Origin of the sequence: Bradyrhizobium sp. A5 (genome assembly GCF_042076515.1) — a bacterium.
Taxonomy (GTDB): Bacteria; Pseudomonadota; Alphaproteobacteria; order Rhizobiales; family Xanthobacteraceae; genus Bradyrhizobium; species Bradyrhizobium cosmicum.
Genome location: NZ_CP148990.1, coordinates 6467393 through 6485867, shown reverse-complemented (window position 1 = coordinate 6485867; position 18475 = coordinate 6467393). Strand labels below are relative to the sequence as shown.

The 18475-nt window shown below is 64.3% G+C and carries 18 protein-coding genes and 1 pseudogene; 8 read left to right on the top strand and 11 right to left on the bottom strand.

Features of this window, described 5'->3' with window-relative positions:
• Window positions 1-37: 37 nt before the first annotated feature.
• Window positions 38-1600, bottom strand: coding sequence for an AMP-binding protein (locus WHZ77_RS30715; RefSeq protein WP_375311355.1), 1563 nt, complete (start codon window positions 1598-1600; stop codon window positions 38-40).
• Window positions 1601-1725: 125 nt separating this feature from the next.
• Between WHZ77_RS30715 and WHZ77_RS30710 the strand changes: the two genes are divergently transcribed.
• The 4 genes from WHZ77_RS30710 (at window position 1726) to WHZ77_RS30695 (ending at window position 4716) form a co-directional block, all read left to right on the top strand.
• On the top strand, window positions 1726-2691 hold the full coding sequence (locus WHZ77_RS30710; protein WP_375311354.1) for an NAD(P)H-dependent flavin oxidoreductase: 966 nt from the start codon (window positions 1726-1728) through the stop codon (window positions 2689-2691).
• Between the two features lie 162 nt (window positions 2692-2853).
• Complete coding sequence (locus WHZ77_RS30705; protein WP_151644773.1) at window positions 2854-3102, top strand: hypothetical protein; 249 nt, start codon at window positions 2854-2856, stop codon at window positions 3100-3102.
• A gap of 131 nt (window positions 3103-3233) precedes the next feature.
• On the top strand, window positions 3234-3947 hold the full coding sequence (locus tag WHZ77_RS30700) for a hypothetical protein (protein ID WP_375311353.1): 714 nt from the start codon (window positions 3234-3236) through the stop codon (window positions 3945-3947).
• 85 nt (window positions 3948-4032) lie between these two features.
• Window positions 4033-4716 carry a hypothetical protein gene (locus WHZ77_RS30695; RefSeq protein ID WP_375311352.1) on the top strand — a complete coding sequence of 228 codons (684 nt, stop codon included), beginning with the start codon at window positions 4033-4035 and terminating at the stop codon, window positions 4714-4716.
• 3 nt (window positions 4717-4719) lie between these two features.
• Here the strand turns inward: WHZ77_RS30695 and WHZ77_RS30690 are convergent, their stop codons facing one another.
• Both WHZ77_RS30690 and WHZ77_RS30685 read right to left on the bottom strand, forming a co-directional pair.
• Complete coding sequence (locus WHZ77_RS30690; protein ID WP_375311351.1) at window positions 4720-6300, bottom strand: GMC family oxidoreductase; 1581 nt, start codon at window positions 6298-6300, stop codon at window positions 4720-4722.
• A 59-nt stretch (window positions 6301-6359) separates the two neighbouring features.
• Window positions 6360-6584: a cysteine rich repeat-containing protein gene (locus WHZ77_RS30685; RefSeq protein ID WP_375311350.1), complete on the bottom strand. Its 225-nt coding sequence runs from the start codon at window positions 6582-6584 to the stop codon at window positions 6360-6362.
• Window positions 6585-6818: 234 nt separating this feature from the next.
• Between WHZ77_RS30685 and WHZ77_RS30680 the strand changes: the two genes are divergently transcribed.
• A complete protein-coding gene (locus tag WHZ77_RS30680) occupies window positions 6819-7112 on the top strand; it encodes a hypothetical protein (protein ID WP_015688898.1) in 294 nt (97 codons plus the stop codon).
• A gap of 137 nt (window positions 7113-7249) precedes the next feature.
• Here WHZ77_RS30680 and WHZ77_RS30675 read toward each other — a convergent pair whose 3' ends face one another.
• The 6 genes and pseudogenes from WHZ77_RS30675 to WHZ77_RS30650 all read right to left on the bottom strand — a co-directional run bounded on the left by WHZ77_RS30675 (window position 7250) and on the right by WHZ77_RS30650 (window position 14075).
• Window positions 7250-9166 (bottom strand): sensor histidine kinase, encoded by a 1917-nt coding sequence (locus WHZ77_RS30675; RefSeq protein ID WP_375311349.1) that lies wholly within the window; start codon window positions 9164-9166, stop codon window positions 7250-7252.
• Window positions 9163-9846: a response regulator gene (locus WHZ77_RS30670; protein ID WP_375311348.1), complete on the bottom strand. Its 684-nt coding sequence runs from the start codon at window positions 9844-9846 to the stop codon at window positions 9163-9165. Before WHZ77_RS30670 ends, WHZ77_RS30675 begins: the two co-directional genes overlap by 4 nt.
• A 122-nt stretch (window positions 9847-9968) precedes the next feature.
• Complete coding sequence (locus WHZ77_RS30665) at window positions 9969-12725, bottom strand: DUF2235 domain-containing protein (protein ID WP_375311347.1); 2757 nt, start codon at window positions 12723-12725, stop codon at window positions 9969-9971.
• Between the two features lie 230 nt (window positions 12726-12955).
• Window positions 12956-13209 (bottom strand): annotated as a pseudogene (locus WHZ77_RS30660) (GCG_CRPN prefix-to-repeats domain-containing protein).
• Window positions 13210-13234: 25 nt separating this feature from the next.
• Window positions 13235-13477 (bottom strand): hypothetical protein, encoded by a 243-nt coding sequence (locus WHZ77_RS30655; RefSeq protein WP_375311346.1) that lies wholly within the window; start codon window positions 13475-13477, stop codon window positions 13235-13237.
• Window positions 13478-13649: 172 nt separating this feature from the next.
• Entirely contained in the window at window positions 13650-14075 is a 426-nt protein-coding gene (locus WHZ77_RS30650) for a hypothetical protein (RefSeq protein ID WP_375311345.1), read from the bottom strand.
• 17 nt (window positions 14076-14092) lie between these two features.
• Here WHZ77_RS30650 and WHZ77_RS30645 point away from each other — a divergent pair, with 17 nt between their 5' ends.
• A complete protein-coding gene (locus WHZ77_RS30645) occupies window positions 14093-14731 on the top strand; it encodes a helix-turn-helix transcriptional regulator (RefSeq protein ID WP_375311344.1) in 639 nt (212 codons plus the stop codon).
• Between the two features lie 7 nt (window positions 14732-14738).
• On the opposite strand, the gene WHZ77_RS30640 is transcribed toward WHZ77_RS30645, so the two are convergent.
• Window positions 14739-14969 carry a hypothetical protein gene (locus tag WHZ77_RS30640; protein WP_375311343.1) on the bottom strand — a complete coding sequence of 77 codons (231 nt, stop codon included), beginning with the start codon at window positions 14967-14969 and terminating at the stop codon, window positions 14739-14741.
• Window positions 14970-15090: 121 nt separating this feature from the next.
• Between WHZ77_RS30640 and WHZ77_RS30635 the strand changes: the two genes are divergently transcribed.
• On the top strand, window positions 15091-15552 hold the full coding sequence (locus WHZ77_RS30635) for a DUF6314 family protein (protein ID WP_375311342.1): 462 nt from the start codon (window positions 15091-15093) through the stop codon (window positions 15550-15552).
• Between the two features lie 634 nt (window positions 15553-16186).
• Here the strand turns inward: WHZ77_RS30635 and WHZ77_RS30630 are convergent.
• A complete protein-coding gene (locus WHZ77_RS30630; RefSeq protein ID WP_375311341.1) occupies window positions 16187-16489 on the bottom strand; it encodes a hypothetical protein in 303 nt (100 codons plus the stop codon).
• A gap of 763 nt (window positions 16490-17252) precedes the next feature.
• On the opposite strand from WHZ77_RS30630, the gene WHZ77_RS30625 reads away from it, so the two are divergent.
• Window positions 17253-18332 carry an acyltransferase family protein gene (locus tag WHZ77_RS30625; protein ID WP_375311340.1) on the top strand — a complete coding sequence of 360 codons (1080 nt, stop codon included), beginning with the start codon at window positions 17253-17255 and terminating at the stop codon, window positions 18330-18332.
• Window positions 18333-18475 lie beyond the last annotated feature (143 nt).

Genomic DNA, 18475 nt, shown 5'->3' with positions numbered 1-18475 from the left:
CGCCGAGGCCACAACGGCACCCGTAAAATCCCGGGAGCTACCCCACCATCCGGTCCCGCCCGCTCCAGAAACCCGCGCGCAGCACTTTCTTGTCGACCTTGCCGACGCCGGTCATCGGGAGTTGCTTGACGAACTGGATCTGCTTGGGCGCATGCGCCGAGCCTTTTCGGGTCTTCACCAGGTTGATCAGCTCGTCCGCATCGGGCCTTGTGCCCTCGCGCGGCACGACGATGGCGGTGACGGCCTCGCCCCATTTCTCGTCGGGGATGCCGACCACCGCGACCATCGCAACATCCGCGTGTTGCGACAGCACGTCCTCGATCTCGCGCGGGAAGATGTTGAAGCCGCCGGTGACGATCATGTCCTTCTTGCGGTCGAGGATGAACATGTAGCCGCGCTCGTCCCGGCGCGCGATGTCGCCGGTGTGGACCCAGCCATTCTTCAATGTCTCGGCAGTGATGTCAGGACGCTTCCAGTATTCCGCCATCACGTGCGGGGCACGCACGCAGATTTCGCCGGCTTCGCCCGTCTTCACCTCCTCGTCGTTGTCGTCGAGGATCCTGACCTCGCAGGCCGCGATCGGGAAGCCGCAGGACAGGAACAGCTCCGGCGTCCTGGGATCGTGATCCGCCTTGCGCAGCACCGAGACCGGATAGCATTCGGTCTGGCCGTAGAGCTGTGAGAACACCGGCCCGATCCGTTCGATGCCCTCGACCAGCCGGCTCGGCGACATCGCGGAGGCGCCGTAGAGCACCAGTTCGAGCGAGGAGAGATCAGTCTTGCTCAATGCGGGGTGATCGAGCAGCACATAGATCATGGTCGGCACGAACAGCGTGAAGTTGATGCGCTCGCGCGCGATCGTCGCCAGCACGGCTTCGGGATCGAACCCCTTCAGCATATGCACGGTGCCGCCGCGCATCAGCGTCGGCAGCACCTTCGTGCCGGCAACGTGGCTGATCGGCGCGACCGTGAGATAGCGTGCCGCGTCCGGGATTTCGAAGTCGGCGAGGATCGCGGCGGCGGCTCCGGCATTTTCGCGGTGATAACGCAGCGCGCCCTTGGATTTGCCGGTCGTCCCGCCGGTGTAGTTCAGTGTGGAGAGATCGTCGGCACCGGCGAGGCACAGCGCGCTGGCATGGCCTTCGATCTCGATCGCCTGCAACAGGTCGATGCCATAGTCGGCCGGTCCCATGGTGAAGACCGCCTTGAGCCGGCCCGCCTGCGTGGCGAGCGCGCCCCCGCGATCACGGAAGGCGGCCGCATCGACCACCAGCACTTCGGCCTCGGAATCCTCCAGCTGGAACAGCTGGTCTGCCTGCGATCCCAGCGGATGCAGCCAGGTGATGCAAAGCCGTGACAATTGCGCCGCGACGCCGGCGCACCAGGTGTCGGCGCGGTTCGCCGTGAGGAAGGCGACGCGCGCGCCGGGCTGCAATCCGAGCCGCATGAAGACGCCCTGGATGCGTCCGATCAGGTCGATGGTGCCCTGATAGCTCAGCGACCCGCCGGGCCAGGCAAAGGCGGTGCGGCCGGGATAGCGCGACAGTGCCCGTAGCGTCTGCGCGCAACTCGGGGACGATGCGTGGAGCGGATCGGACATATGTTTCCTCGTTGCTTTGTCATCGGCTTGTGTCGTGCCAATGTTTGCGCGCAACGCTAGCACAGCGACGGCGGGATGGAACGGCAAAGCCCGCGCAGGGAGGCAAGGGTGACAGGGAGGTTCGCGTGACGCCGGATCGACTGCAACGTTTCCGCGATCGTCTTGGTCTGCCGTTGATCGCGGCGCCGATGTTTCTGGTGTCGGGCGTCGAGCTCATGGTCGCTGCCTGCCGCAAGGGCGTGATCGGCAGCTTCCCCACCGTGAATTGCCGCAACACGGAACAACTCGAGTCGTGGCTCAGCGAGATCGAAATGCGGCTGCGTCAGCACGAGGATCAATCGGGCCGCAAGCCAGCGCCGCTCTGTCCGAACCTGATCGTGCACCGCTCCAATGTGCGGCTGGAACAGGATCTCGCCGTGCTGCTGCGGCACAGACCGGAGATCGTCATCACCTCGGTCGGCTCGCCGGCGCCGGTCTTGAAGCCGTTGCACGACGCCGGCGCGCTGGTGCTGGCGGACGTCGCATCGATCCGCCACGCCGAGCGCGCGGCGGCGGCAGGTGCCGACGGGCTGGTACTGCTCACCGCGGGCGCCGGCGGGCAGACCGGGTGGCTCAATCCGTTTGCCTTCGTCCGCGCGGTGCGTGCGTTCTACGACGGAATCATCGTGCTTGCGGGCGGCATCAGCGACGGCCGCGCGCTGCACGCCGCCGAAGTGCTCGGCTGCGATCTCGCTTACATGGGCACGAAGTTCATCGCCACGCGCGAGAGCATGGCGGACGAGCGTTACAAGCGGATGCTGGTCGACAGCAGTGCCGACGACATCCTGCTCACCACCGCATTCACGGGCCTGCAGACCAGCATGCTAAAGCCGTCGGTCGTGGCTGCCGGCCTGGATCCCGATGATCTGCCGGCACGTGGCGCGATCGACATCGGCAAGGACATTGACGTCGCCGCGCGCGAGAACCGGCCAAAACGCTGGCGCGATATCTGGAGCGGCGGACATTCGGCATCGGGCGTGACCGACGTGCTCGCGGTCGATGATCTCGTTGCGCGAACGCTGGCCGAATATCGCGAGGTGGGCGGGCGCTAGGGGACGCTCTCGTTCTCCCCGTAAAAATGCGGAGGAGTCTGCCGTCGTCGCGATCACAGTTAATCGAGCGCTCCTCCAACCGGCCTCACTTAACGGCAGATTAACCAACGCGAGCCAAGAATCCTCCTCACGGCCGTCAATCGGGACGGAGGGGGACAGGCGATGGACTTCGATTTTCTCAACTCCAAGACGGCGGCGTCGCTTGATGAAATTCGCGTTCGCGTGGCCCATGCGCTGGCCCGCCATCCGCTGTGCCGCAACGTGCGCTTCGACATCCTCAGCGTTCCCCGCACCCGCCGGGGTGGCAACTGGACGGTGACGCTGCAATCGGTCGAGCCGCGCGCGGTTTGGGAAGCCTCGGAGATCGTCGCCGACATCCAGGACGCCTACGATCTGGCGCTAGCTGCCTGATTTTACTGGATTTTTCGGGGTGTGTCGCCGTAGTCCGCGCGATTGCCGCGGCGATGGCACGGTTAAGCCTTAATTATCGCCCAGTTTCCGGGCGTGATCACGTGGACTTGAAGCCGGACGCGGAGGGACGTTTGTCCAAAGCCATCACCATCGTCGTGCTGACCTGTTTCCTCGTCCTTGGTGCCGCCACCACCGCCATTCTCGGCCGTGACAGCGTGCCCAGCGTCAGCGCGGAGATGATCTCACAGGGCTCGCCCAAGTCGCCACTCGCGACCAACCGCGCCGCCAAGGCCGACCGTCTGGTTCCGACGCTGGCACTGGCCTCGGCCGCGATCGAGCCCGTGGTGCAGGTATCGGCCGACAAGCTTTCGCAGACGCCGGTGCTGACCGAGCCGCTGCGCCAGGCCTTTGCCGCCGCCACGCCGGCCGATTTCCCGATGCCCAAGGCCAGTGTGAATGAGGCGCCTGCTGCTGCGGAGGCTCCTGTTGTCGAAGCGCCCGCCAAGCCGAAGGTCGCCGCCAAGCCGCAGCCGCAGAAAAACTATTCGCTGCTGTCCGACGTCCAGATATCGGGCATCAGGGATCGCCTGAGACTGTCGTCGTCGCAGGAGTATTACTGGCCCTCGGTCGAGACCGCGCTGCGCAATGTCGTCCGCAAGATCTCGGCGAACAAGCTCTCCAATCCGAACGCGCCAGGCGTGCCGATCGATCCGAACTGCGACGAGGTCCAGCAGTTGAAGTCGGCGGCGATGCCGCTGCTGTTCCAGCTGCGTGACGACCAGAAGGAAGAAGTGCGCAAGCTCGCCCGCATCATCGGGCTGGAAAAGGTCGCCCAGCAAATCTGACGCACGGTCCCTCGGGGAACCCTGCTGCCGTCGGGAACATCCGGCAATCCTCAGGCGTTGCTCGCTCCAAACAGGGAGTGAGCCAATGCGCGCCTCGACAGCTTATTTTGTCGGTGCTGGAACGATTGTCGCCGCCATCGCCATTGGTCTCGGCGGCGGTATCGTCGCCGGCAACATCATGAATCCGACCGCGCCCAAGCAGGGCCCCGACACCGGCAAGATGGCGCAGCGCGCTGAAGTCGCCGCCAGGCCGGCGATGACGAACGCTCCGTCCGAGCGCGTGCAATATATCACCGGCTCGCAAACGTTCGGCGCGATGATCGCTACACCCGCGCAGGCGTTGGACGAAGCCAGGCCTGAGGCAAAGTCCGATACGCAGACCACTCAGGCGAATGCCGAGCCACCGGCGCCGCAGCCCCCGCAGGCGGCCGCAGTCGAGCCGCCGATGCCGGCATCGGCAGCACCGCCGCAAAACACAAAGCCCACCGTGCAGCAGGCAGCGACAGAGCCGCCCTCTTCACCCGAAAATGCCTATGCCAAGGCCAGGGATTCCGACGTGAAGCGCACCGCGTCTGACCGGCGCCGGATCGATCGCCGTGAACGCTGGGCCGAGCGCTCTCGATATGATTCGCGCGAGCAGCGCAGTACGCGCGATCCTATCGATTGGGACGATGTCGCGCGCAACGTCCGCGCAGATTCCGACGCTCGCGATGTCCCCGGCCGCTCGCGCGGCCCTCGGATCATGCTGTTCGGTTCCGACGACGACTAGTGCCTAGCCCAGGATCGCGGCGGCTGCGCATTCGGCAATCAGGATGGTCGGCGTCTGGATATTCCCCGAGATCATGATCGGGATCACCGAGGCGTCGGCGACATGCAGGCCATCGATGCCGCGCACCTGTAGCCGCTTGGGATCGACGACGGCCAGATCGTCGGTGCCCATCCGGCAGGTCGAGGCGGCGTGGTAAAGCGTGGTGCAATGGCCGCGAATATAATCGGCGATCTCGGTGTCGCTCACGGCCTCTGCGCTCGGCGTGATCTCGCCTTCGATCATCTCCTTGAGCGGAGACTGCGCGGCGATGCGGCGGTTGATGCGCACGCCCTCGATCATGGTCGCGATGTCGTTGCCGGTCGTGTCCGAGCTGAAATAGCAGGGGTCGATCGCGGGATGTTCGATCGGATCGGCCGAGCGCAGCTTGATCCGGCCGCGGCTTTTCGGCCGCTGCAACGTCGCATGCAGGGTGATGCCCGGCCTGGACGATAAAAAGCGGACATAGTCGCGGTGCGGGCTGATCGCGCCGTAGAGCTGGAGGTCGGGCTCGACGTCGGGGCGGCTTCGTACATGCGCGCCGGCCGCGACCCAGGGCGAGCTGCGCGGACCGATGCGGCTGGTTTCCCATTCGGCAAGGCTCGCGGCCAGACTCTGCTCCGTCCAGGCGCCGATGCCTATCTTCTCCTTCGTATAGGAGGTGATGGGAATGTTGATGTGATCCTGGAGATCTCTGCCGACGCCGGCCAGCTCGTGCACGACATTCACGCCGGCTTCGTTCAATTCGTCAGCGGGGCCGACACCCGACAGCAGGAGCTGCTGTGCCGAGCCGATGGCACCGGAGGCGAGCACCACCTCGCTAGCGGCGAAGGCGCTCTTCGGTCGCCCGTTTTCGAGATATTCAACACCGACCGCGCGGGAACGTTCGATGATGATGCGAGTGACGTGCACGCCCGTCTTCAGCGTGAGATTGGTGCGCGCCAGTGCCGGACGCAAATAGGCCTTGCCGGTGCCGAACCGCTCGCCGTTCTTGATGACGAACTGGAAGAAGCCGGCGCCTTCTTGCGTAACACCGTTGAAATCGGGGTTGTGCGGCAGCCCCGCGGCCTGCGCGGCCTCCAGCCATTTCGGCTCGTGAGGGTCGACATGGGGAACGTCGGCAACGTACAGCGGGCCGCTTGTGCCGTGGAAGGGATCGTCGGTGAAGCGCGCGTTGTTCTCGAAAGCGATGAGCTTTGGCAGCACGTCACGCCAGGCCCAGCCGCCGCAGCCCGCCTGCGCCCAGCCGTCATAGTCGGAGGGCAGGCCGCGGATATAGATCATCGCATTCATCGCGCCGGGACCGCCGATCATCTTGCCGCGCGGCCAGAAGATCCGGCGCCCGCGGCAGCCCGTTTGCGGCTCGGTGTAATAGCTCCAGTCCACCGCCGTGTTGAACATCGTCGGCCAATCCGACGGAATGTCGGAGGCGACCGGCGCTGCCCGGCCCGCCTCCAGCACCAGCACCTTGCGATGCGGATCGGCCGATAGCCGGTTGGCCAATACGCAGCCGGCCGAGCCGGCGCCCACGATGATGGTGTCGTACATTGAAAGGCACTCCGAAGACATTCATGTCGCGGAGTGCCTGCAAGATTTGTGCAGCTAGCTCAGCCCCCGCGCGACTCCACCACCTTGCGGCAGCCGTCGGAAAGTTTCGTCTTGTTCTCGCGCAAGCAGGCATTCATCTGCGGTGGCTTGCCGACATGCTCGGCGCAGAATTTGCTGGCGTCGCTGCGGCAGGCCATCTGCTCCTGCAGAGTCGGACCGGATTGCGCTACGGCGGGCAGTGCAGCGGCGGCGAGCAGCAGCGCGGCAAGAACCGAAGTCTTCATGAAGCACCTCTTTGGGATGTCTGTGGTCTCGTTTGAGATCAAGCGGGCCGGACCATCTCGCGGAGGGCTGCGGCCGGTCCATGCCATGTTCATGGCATCGGCGCGCCCTCCCGGCCGCCGCACCCCCATCTTCATGGCATGTATCCGCGCGCCGTCTTTTGCCATTCAGGCTGCACGTCGGCTGCGAGACCCGGTAATTGCATCGGGACGCCGAACGGGAAGCAGGAGAGCAAGATGTCGAAGAAAGTGGGAGCGCTGAGCGCCGGGCTGACGGTCATGATGCTGGCCGGCGCGGCGGTTGTGTCGCTGGGCACAAGTCCGGCGCAGGCGGTGGTCTATTGCAAGACAGTCGGCGTGCCCAAGGGCTGCGTGGTGCGGCCGACCGCAGCGGTGGTGGTTGCAGCACCGGTGGCGCCGGTTGCCGCGGCAGCGGTCGCAACGCCCGGTGTCGGTGCGCCCGGCGTCGGCGTACGGGCCGGTACGCCTATGAATCGCGGCGGTCCCGTCAATCGCGTCGGCAGGCGCTGACGGTCTCGTTCGATTGAGTTGATTGCATTGCTTCGGGCAAAGGGATGACTTGCGGACGAACCCCCCGTCCTCCGCAGACAAAAAATCCGGCCCGTTCCCTCTCTCCGTGCGTCCCACACGTTCGGAGAGGGGGCTTTTCAGCCGGTGGCCGCGTCGCTGTCGGGGAAGATTTGCGGCAATTGCAGCCGTACTCGCGTCCCCGAGGCATCCGATCTCAGATCGAGCACTGCCCCGCAGCGCGCGGCGCGACTTCTCATATTGCGCAGGCCCCGGGTCGTCTGGCTCGCGCTTGCGGCTTCCCCGTTGCAGGCCAGCGCAAAGCCCTTGCCGTCGTCCGCGACGCTGATCACGCCGTACGGCCCCTGGCCATCGTCGAGCGTCTCGATGCCAAGGGTGATATTGCGCGCCTGCGCGTGCTTGACGGCGTTGGTCACGGCCTCGTCGAGAATGCGCACGATCTGGATGACGTGCCATGGCCGCAGCTCCGGATGCAGCGGCAGGCCCTGCGGCGTCGCCACGCGCCAGTCGAGTGCGATGTCGTGCGGCCGCAATTGCATCGCCGCGCGCTCGCGCCAGGAGCCGAGCGCGAGCATCAGGTCGCCGCCGATATCGTCCATGGAGTCGATGACGAGGCGCAGATCCTTCAGCGCGGCGCGCGCCGCGTCCGTGATGGTGGCGCCCTCCTGGCCGCGCTCGGAGAGTGCGACGATGCTGACGAGCTGGCCGCCAAGGCCGTCATGCAGATCGCGCATCAACCGCGTGCGCTCGTTGGCGAGCGCGGCGGCACGGGCGCGCGCCTCCTCGCGCACGAAGCTCGCCTTCAGCCGCTCCTCGGTCTCGCGCACGCGCGTCACGAGCTGGCCGGCAAAGCTGTCGACCTGGTTCAGCGCGCGGGCGAAACGCCACGTCAGGCCGGCGCCGATCGCGACCAGCATCGCCGAATAGGACAGGCGGGAGACGAATGTGCGTTCGTTGGTCACGATCTCGAACACCGACAGCATGTCGTGGATCCAGCAGGTCAGCACGATGGTCACCGCGCAGCCGAGCGTGAAGCTTGCGGCGTCCTGCCTCCGCACCACCTCTGTCGCCGTGATGCTGGCCATCAGCAGCAGACAGATGCCCACCATGGGAATACCGAGAACCAGGAAGAGAATGCGCGGCAGCGGCGGGCCCCCCAGCAGTCCGACCACGAACACCACGATGCCCGGCAGGAACAGCAGCGCGCCATAGCGCGGCCAGCGCCAATCGAAGAACAGCAGGGCGAATACGACGATCAGCGCGCTTTCGGTCGGCGCCGATGCCAGCAGCACTGCGGCGAGCCGCGACGTGGTGGCCGGCGGCACCGGCGGCGGCACGAACGCCTGCACCACGCCGAGCACCATCGCGGCCGCCAGCACCCCGTAAACCGGCTCGCGCCGCCGCATCAGCCACATGATTGCGAGAATGACGGCGAGGATCGACTGCCAGGCCGAGAACACCACCGGGAGCGTGACGAACAGCAGCGTGCGCGTCTCGAACGCCGGGCGCAGGGCGGCGTCCGGCCCGACATAGACGGTGTCGAGGAAGCCCTTCAACGGGCCCCATACGAAAAGCCGCACCGTGATCTCGTTGCTGCCGTCATGCAGCAGCGAGGCAGGAATGGCCGCGATCTGCGGCGTGTTGCGATCCGGCCGGTTGGCGTTGGTATCGCGGCGGGAGTCGAGCACGACGACGCCGTTGACGGCGACCTCCACCGCATTGCTGAAGCGCGGCAGGAACACCGACCATCCCGGCACCGCATCGCCGTGGTGAAAGGCGAAGGTGCCGGCGTAGAGCGGAGGATCGGCAAGCGAGTAGCGCGACGACGTGAAATGCGGCAGCGACACGGGACGCGTCGCGCCGTCCTCCCGCAGCGAAAATCCGTTCAAGGCAAAGTCTTCGGGGTCGCTGGGCTGGAGCAGCCGCAGCCCGAGGATCGTGGCGATCAGGATCAGTGCCTGGAGCAGCAGATAGGGCGTCAGGCGCGGCAGAAGCCGCCGGCGCCGCCCGCTCGCCTTCGCCGCGATCTCGCTCACAGCTTGATCAAGCCCTGCTGCACGGCCTCGAACACCGCTTCGCTGCGGGTGTGCACTTCGAGCTTGCGATAGATGTTCTTGATGTGGCCGGGCACAGTCTGCCTGGACAGGCCGAGATGGCTCGCGATCTCGGCATAGCTGAAGCCTTTTGCGATGCCCCAGAGGATGTCGATTTCGCGGGGCGTGAGCCTTGCGGTGTTGAGCGCGGGGCCGGGCGGCGGATCGGCCGGGTTCTGCGCCGCGCCTTGCGTTCTGCGCACGATGAAACGGGCGATCGAGGCCGAGATCGGCGAATGGCCGGCGACCAGATCGCGCACGGTTGTGGCGATGTCGGTCGGGAAGGCATCCTTGAGGAGATAGCCGGTGGCGCCGACCGTGATCGCCGAGATCACGCTTTCCTCGTCGCCGAGCGCGGAGATCACCATGATCTCGGTGTCGGGAAAGCGCCGCCTTGTCTCGCGGATCAGCTCGATGCCGTGGCCGTCGGGCAACCGCAGGTCGGTCAGCAGCACGCGCGGCGCGCCGCCGTTCAGGGCCTGGCGCGCCTCGCTGAGCGTGCCTGCGCTGCGCACCTCGTAGCCGGCCTTGACCAGTGCATCCTGGAGCCGCCAGCAGGTCGGCGCGTCGTCCTCGACGAGGAGGATGGTGATGGCCTCACCCGTCTCGCCCTGTTCGCTCATGTCCATCGTCCCGCACCGCGTGTCCCCCGCGGCGCAGGACCAAGTTTAGCCGCAGCGCGAGCGCCACGACACCCATAATCATGGGGGCCGATGACCCGGTCCAGCGCCCCCGGACGCGGTGCCTATTGCTTCGCGGCGGCCGGTTTGTCCGTCGGCATGGGCGGGCTCGGCAGTCGCTGCACGACGATGCGCGCGGTGCCGGCATTGTTCTTGTAGAACTGTTCGTACGGCCCCTGGATCAAGTCGAGCTTCGCTGGCCGCAACCATGCCGGGAGCAAGGTCGGGTAGATCTGGACGGCGTCGTTGACATAGAAGAACAGATCGCCGGCGTCGGGCGCGACGAATTCGGCGACCAGCCGTCTCGACAGCTTCTGGTTCTCCCAGATCGCGCGCGCCGTGCTGTCGTTCGGCGCCGGCTCGAAATCTCCGAGCTTGCTCAGCGCCAGCTTGAGCGGATGGTCGCTGGGAAGCGCCTCGAATTCCCTGGTCTCGTCGAGCCGGGTCGGATACCTGCCCACGCCCACGGTCTTGTCCGCATCCTCCTCGGGCGGAATGGTCGGATGCATCCGGCGCGGCAATTCCTCGGCCGGCATGACGTCGACGGCCTCCAGCGGAATGTCACTCATTCCCTTGGCGCCGACCCGGACCACGGGCTGGAACCAGGCGGCGCCGAACTGACGGAGCGTCGGCAGCGCGAGGTAATGCTGTGTGAAGTAGGTCTTGAAGCCGTTCGTCCCGCTCATGATGGTGCGGTCGAACCAGGGATCTTCGACCTGGACCCAGACGCGGTACTTGCGCCCGTTCTCGACCGCAAGGCCGCTCCACCAGCAGAATTCGTTTGTCGCGAACAGGCCGCGCGCATCGATCGGCTCGTCCGGCACGGGTGTCCCGACCTCCGCCTTTGGCGGGACCGAATCCTTGGCCATGGGGGCAGTGCAGATGTTGCCGGTCGCGGTCCGGGCCGTGAAGACGCTGGTCGATCCAATCAGCAGCGCGGAATAGAAAATGATGAAGAGGAAGACGAACGGCAGCACGAGCTTGGCGAAGAACCAGCGGGCCGGCCCCGCATTCAGCCGCATCCATCGGGCGAAGCGGAGCAGCACGCCGGGGGTGTCGACATGCTGTTGGCTTGCCATGCGGTGTGGTCTGCTCCAGGCCAGCCGCGCGCGTTCCTGGATGATGTCGCGCAGCACCGTGTTCCTGCGCCAGATCAGGTAGGTGGCAGCCAGGACGATGGAGGTGGCGAACGGGTAATACAGCGTGATGTCGAGCCACGGCGCCGCGAAGGATGGCAGGACATTCCTGACCAGATTGGCCAGCGGACCCAGGACCCCGCCGACGAGCCAGTCGATGGTGGTGATGACGCGCAAAAACAGGGTGCCTTGCAGCCCGTTGTCCTTCGACGCCCCGATCAGCCAGCGCGCGATCCACGGCCAGACGGCGATCAAGCCGGCCGCGAACAGCAGCGAGAAATAGGCGACGCGCCGCCACCACACGGTGTCGCGTGTCAGCCTGGCCATCTCCGCGCTGGGCGTGTTCATGCGGGTGAAGTCGTCCGCCTCCTTCTCGCGCCGCGGGCCCTGGGCCTTCGCCAGATAGGCCTGCTTCATCGCTTCGCGCGTGGCGTCCTCGGTGAGGTTCAGCTTGCGGCCGTCCGGCATCAGCACCAGCGCATCGGCCGGAAGCATGATCGGTGCATAATCGTCGCAGCCGAACAGCATGCGTTCGATGACGGCGAAGTGCACGACGGGCAGGCCGCCATTCACCTTGCCGCCGAGAACCGGGCGCGGCCCGTAGCGGTAGAACACGGCGGCGCCGCTGCGTGAATCGTGCCTCGGTCCTATCGCCGATTGATATTCCTTGAAGTGCTCGATCGTGCCGTCCTGGAAGCGAAGCCTGCCCTCGAGCTGGTCAGTCATCCAGACCAGCGGCACGAAGGACAGCGTGGATTCCGGATAGCCGCCGCCGATGTCGGAGTGGACGCCGGCGAACCACACCTCCTCGACCGTCTGGTCGGCCGCCAGATGGCTCTGGTCGATCCGCAACGGATGGAAGGTGGTGCGCTCGTCATCCAGCGCGAGCGCGTGACGGATGTGCTTCACCTTTTTCGAGGGCCGGTGATTGCGGAACGAGATCGGCCAGATCGCCCAGTCGACGGCGACGCGAAGCTCCTCGATGGGGACACCGTAGGCTTCGACCGTGTCGAACAGCCCGAGGAATTCGATGTCGATCTCCTCGCGACCGCGCATCGCCGCGCGGACATCGGCGTAGGAGCGGTGCCGGAGGATCAAATGATAGAAATAGAGCAGGACATCGCGGATGAGGCGCGCGATCCAGATCGTCGGCAAGCTCTTCTTCAACGGCACTGTGCCGCGGCGGTACTCCCGCCACGCGGCCATGGCGTTGCGCTCCATCTCCTCGTGCGAGACTGGCGTGTTGTCGATCACGGCGGGCACGAGGCCCTGGCTGGCGATCATGGATGCCAGCGTGCGTGCCGTGAAGGCGCCGCGGCTGAAGCCGAAGATGTAGATCTCGTCGCGGGGACGCCAGTTCCAGCACAGGAAGCGGTAGAGCTTGCGGACGTTGGAGGGAACGCCGATGCCGGTGGCGCCGTCGAGGGCTGCGAGCGGGGCCCAGCCGGCGGTGCCGACGCCCTTGATGTAATGCGCGATCTGGTCGGGCTGGGTATGATCGAGCGCCTCGTAGAGGCGCCAGACGCTGGATTCCTGGGTCGTGAACGCGTTGCCGGTGCCGTCGGCGAACAGCACCAGCTTGCGCGGCGCCCGTGCATCGGGTGCATTCGCCGCGGTCCCTGGATCATCATGCGTATGAACCGGCTTTGCAGGACCGCCACGCAGCGCCTCGTCCTCGTGCGTCATGGACTCCTCCGGAAATTCAGGTGGATGCTTTAGGGCCCGCCCGAGCCGCATCCTTGAAATTCATCCGTGATTTCATCGTGAATCGATGGACGTATTTCACGGCCGTCTCGCCCCGGCCGTCTATGAACTCCGCCACAATCGGCAAAAGAAAAGCCCGGGCAAGCCGGGCTTCGAGTCCTGATTTGCTGCAAGGCGGTCGCGGCCGCGCAGCGTCCGTCCGGGGCCGGCTGTTACCTGCCGTTGCCGCGGCAGGCGCCGCCGGGGCCGATATGGTAGCCGCGCGGGCAAGCGTGCGCGGCCGGGTTGGCATAGTTCCTGAGGCAGCCGCCATAGAGGCCGCGGTGCCAGCGCCGCGGCCGCAACCGCCTGCAACGGCGATGACATCGCCATTCGCGGTCGCACCGGGCGCAGCGAGCGGCATGGCTTCGGCAACGCCGGTGATCGCGCCGAGCGCGAGCGCCACGGCAAACACGGCTCGTATCATGTCTGTGCTCATGACTGCGCTCGCTTCAATGGCCGGCTGCAAACGCGATGCCGGCGCGGACCTCGCCGATCGCCTGGTCGATCAGCCCGATCGCCTTCTCGCGATGGCCGCCCTTGTTCGGCTCGGCCTTGCCGAGCTCGGCGCGCGCCGATTGCAGGATCGCAATGGCTTCGTCCATGTGCGGCTGCGCGCCCAGCGCGTAACCGATGCAGAAGCTGGTCGCGATGGCGCCGCCAAGCATGAGGCTGCGGGGGTGAGAGGTTCGCATGTCGATGTCTCCTCCAGCGAGCGTCAGGCAGGGGCCGCCCGTTTGCCCGGATGCGGTGCCTTATATGGCGGGTTGCCGCATCCGCCGCCTGAATAGGACCCGCTCATGCGGAGCGTCTTGGACTGTCCGGCGCCAGAGGCCTTGCGGCTTGGACTGACCGGCGCAGCTTGATTCACCTCAGCGTGCTGATAGCTTTGCGGTACGCCAATCTTCGGCGGGCGATCATTTCGGTTCGGCGATCGCCAAGTACTCTTTGAAAAAAATCAGAAAAGCCATTCTCGAAAAGTCGTTCTCGATGTCCGTCATCAGGAAGTCGCTCACGACCGAGATGCTGCCGCAGGATATGTCCGACCGGCAGCGCTTCATCCGCTTCGCGGAGCTGTTCGAGCATTTCTCCAACACCGGCGAGCTCGATCCGGCGTCCGACGTGCCGTTTCGCGCCACGATGAACTCGATCCACATCGGCACCACCATGCTCGGCCGCTGCGACGGCAGCTTCATCACGGTGCGGCGCGAGAAGCGCCAGGTGATCGAGACCGGCGACGACCGCTTTTGCCTTGCGCGCAACACTGGAGATCGACCATCGCAGGTGATCCACCGCGTCCGCGATTCACCATGCGGCCGGGATCGATGGTGCTGCTCAAGCTCGACGAGCCGTTCTTCGCCGCCGACGGCGCGAGCCACAAGCGCTTCACCAACGTGCATCTGCCGGTCGATACGTTGCGCGCGATGGTCGCCGATGTCGACGGTCTCGTCGGCTGCGAGCTCGAGCCCGGTGGCGCGCTGTCGCTCGCGATGGACTACAGCGATCTCCTCCTGCGTCATCCCACGGCCGCCGACGAGGCCGGCATGGCGATTGCCGGCCATCTGCTCGATCTTGCCGCGATCGGTCTCGGGGCCCGCCGCGATATCGCCGCGTCCGCGCGGCGCGGAGGGCTGCGCGCCGTGCGGCTCAAGGCCGTGCTGTCGATCCTCGAGGCGCGCTTTCACGAACCGGATTTCTCCGCGCAAAAGCTCGCCGCCACAGCCGGCCTCTCCGAGCGCTACGTCAACGAATTGCTGTTTGAGGCGGGCGCCAGCTTCACCACCCGCCTCACCGAATTGCGCCTGCGCAAGGCCGCCGACCTCCTTGCGCATGGCAAGGGCCGCATCAGCGACATCGCCTTCGCCTGCGGCTTCAATGATCTGTCTTATTTCAACCGCTGCTTTCGCCGGAGGTTCGGGTTGACGCCGACCGCGGCTCGCGGGAAATGAGCAACCGCTATGTCTCCACCCGCGGCGGCGGATAGCGCTCGGCCAGCATCGACAGCGACAGATGCCGCTCGTCCTCCGGCAGCGCCAGGAAGCCCAGCACCAGCGGCCGCTTCCAGTCACCGACGCCGAAATCCATCGCCATCCATTTCTGCGACTCCGGGCCTTCGAGGCCCCGGACCCACACGAAATAGCGGGGGAGGTCGTCGGGGTCCGCTTCCGTCGTGCGTCTCCGGGCCATCCAAGCTGCTCGCTGCCTCACCATCCGTTGCGGTAGGATATAGGTATCGGCCTGCCGAAGTCGAACTCCCGGCTGCAGGTCCGGGGATGCTGAACCGGTTGGTAATGTGCGGGTCTGAATAATGAACGAAGCCACGATCGACGGCTGGGGTGAGGCATCGGACGTCACGAACAAGCTGATCGGCTCGTGGTCCCTCGACCGGGTCATCGAAAGCCAGGCAACGATGCAGGGTATCGCGACCTTCACGCCACTGGACAGGGGGCGGTTGGCCTATCGCGAGCAGGGACATCTGAGGCTCGCGAACGGCAACATCGTGCAGGCCGAACGCGAATACGTCTTCAGCAGTAGCGACGGAGGATTCAAGGTCTTCTTCAGGGAGGATCCGCCGCGGCTGTTTCACGAGATTTGTCTGTCCGCATCGTCCGGAGGAGCGCTGAGCGGACGTGCGCGTCATCTCTGCAAGCGCGACGACTATCGGTCGGCTTACATGTTCCTGCCGGATGGAACGTTCGTCGTCCGTCATGTCGTGTCGGGTCCAGGCAAGAACTACACGATGGACACGACCTACGCGCGACGGTCGTAGCCGGGCCGAAAAGACCGTGAACGGCTGATCAAGGCTCTGATCTAAAATTTCGACTGACCGAAATTCGGAAATGACGTATATGCTGCGCCATCCCGGCCCAAGGATAAGGGGCGTTTCGCGATCGTCACGATACGCGGGCCGGGTGGCGGTGGACGTGGAGTGCAGCGGCGCGCAAGCAATCGCAGGGCGGGCTTGGCCCGCGAGCGGTTGAGCGGCGCGCGCACGACCGGTGCGGTCCGCGTACGGCAAAAGCGTGTCGTCCTGGCGCCCGGGGTCTGTGCGCCAAGTCCTGCGGTGATGTGGCGGCCCGACCGGGTCCGCGCGTCAGTCATCCGCAGGGCGACGGGGGCAATAGTGCATCGCTCCCCGGGGAGAACACGCCATAAGCCGTCAAACCACTGCGCAGGGAAAGGCCGGGATGTCCAGGCTGCCCTGTATGCCGCTGTGCAGCCTCCTGTAGCGCAACCTTCGCACAGTGGACCGCGGGTGCCAGCCGGCGCCCGGCCTTCCCTGCGCCCTTTCCAAGGAAGGGGCGTCACGAGAAGCATATAGCTCGGGCGCGTTGCGCGGCGAGGCTATGTCCGCGTGTCTTCCGGCTGTTTGAAAATCGAGTTCAGCCCATTCCTCTTGCTGCTCAGCGCCAGAGCTCACTCGCCGCGACGCGGTTGATGTCGGCGAGCCGGCGGTGGGCGTCGGCGTGGAGATCCAGGCTCTCAAGCAGCGTCAGTAGCCGGTGATAGGCGCCGTCGGCGACCTCGACCGGCAGCGGGGCCTCGTCAAAGGCCTCGACATAGCTGCCGACGAGTCCGCTGAGCAGGCGGCACAGGCCGCGCTGGGCGGAATCGTCCCGGCCGAGCGTCTCGAGCTTCTGCTGGAATGTCCGGAAGGTGCGCAGGCCGTGGTGCTGCTCAGAAAGCCACGCGTGCAGGTCGTTCATATGAGCCTCTTCGAGTGATGGAAGAAGCTACCGGTTTATACAGGCGGGATGTGACGATTGGAAGGGAGGGGAAATTGAGCTTTGCTGAAACAGTCCGTCTTCGCCAGGAGGCTTCGCCGGACACGCCTGGCCGGGCAACAATATGTGAAACATATTAATCGCTTAGCGGAATGTGGGACTTTCGAGATTTCCATTGTTTCACATAGCCCTTTTGAACCATTGTCTCACCGTATCCGCGAGTTCGACGAATACCTCCGGCCATAGGCTTCCTCGACTCTTGATCGCAACGCGGCGAACTAGCGCGGGTTGGCCAAGATTGAAGCGGACGAATGGGAGATAGGCGGATGATCGACCGGGAGTACCGAGAAAAGTTTTTATCTCAGGAAGAAGGGGCCGCGAGAAGCTTCTTCTGAACGTGTTCGGCGGACAACCCCGCCATCAGCGCTTGCTGAGCGGATCGAAATTGAACGGCATCGCTAACAATAAAACCCGAGATTGCCGCTCTGCTCACAGATGTTCTGCACGTCAATTCTGTCGACGAATGCCCTCCTCACCGACCGCAACCGCCGACGTAGGTTAGCGCATGAAAACTTCAGGACCGCAGTCAGAATGGCGTAGTAGTAGGCGAATTGTCCGACCATCGTGCCCAGTTTGGGATTATAATCAGGTTCGAAAATTCAACAGATAAGCAAGTTAATTGCCACTCAAGCTTGCGGCGTCTCATACAGGTTGTTAACTTCCTCGGTTATTGAGGATTTTATCATTGTCAATTTCTGTTCGGATTCACCATATTCAGGCGTTGAGAGGAATAGCCGCCTCGGCGGTTGTTCTGGATCACGCTCTTGGTCCACTAGTTAGAAACGGGATACTGCCCTCGTACTTCGATGACGTCAGATACAACATCGGTAATCTCGGTGTTATCGTGTTCTTCATCGTGAGCGGCTTTATTATGATCAGGACGAACCGAGACCGCTTTGGGACCCTCGGAAACGCCAAGGAATTCTTTCTGAGACGCTTGACGCGTATCCTGCCGATTTATTGGATTGGGACTTTTTGCGCCTTTATCTTTGTGGCGCTCGTTGCGAAGGAGTGGCGGTTTATCGATCTCGGACTATCCCTCGCTTTCGTCCCGTATTTTGACGCGACGCACGGTGTCATGAAGCCAATATTGAGCGTCGGATGGACGCTAAACTATGAGATGTTCTTCTATGCCGTCTTCGCGGTCGCAATGTTGCTGCCGTTGAGGGCAGGCGTTTCCTTCATCACCGCGGTGTTCGTGATCTTGGTTGGGTCGCACTTGCTTTTTGTCGGACCTGGAAATCCGGCACGTACAGCGGTGCTGTTCTTCACGGAACATATCGTTTTGCTCTTCATCATCGGCATCTTCATCGGTTTGTTTGCGAGGAATCCGCGGATTCCTTATCCGTTTATTGTGGCATGTTTCATGTTTGGGTTGATGTGTGTCGCATACACTTGCGTCAGAAGCCTCGATGATATCTCCTTCCCCACTGATTTGCTGATGTGGGTTCCAGCCGCATGCGTGGTGATACTTTGCAGCGGTGAGGGCGGCGAGGGCGGCGTTTTCGCCAAATTGGCGGAAAAGTTTGGCGACGCATCGTACAGCACGTATATTTTTAATGTATTCGTCGTTGCGGCGTTGGCTAAAGTGATGCCCGTATCGTCGCGCGCAACCGGTCTGGTATTCGTGCTCGTTGCGCTCGTGGCTTCCAATCTCCTCGGGCTTTCAATCAGCCGCTGGATTGAGAACCCGATGCTCAAGAACATACGCAGGATTCTCGACCGAAACATTGGAGGCTTACGAGCCAAAAAGGTTACGACCTAGTGTCTGCCCTTCGGGTCGATAGTGACTCAACCCCAACCGTATTCAACGATTTCGAATGTCGCCGCCACTGACGTGACGTTCACGAGGTGGTCCAGTCTTCACCAATGCCAAATTAAATCCTGTGCCGTCCTTGTAAAGTCGGA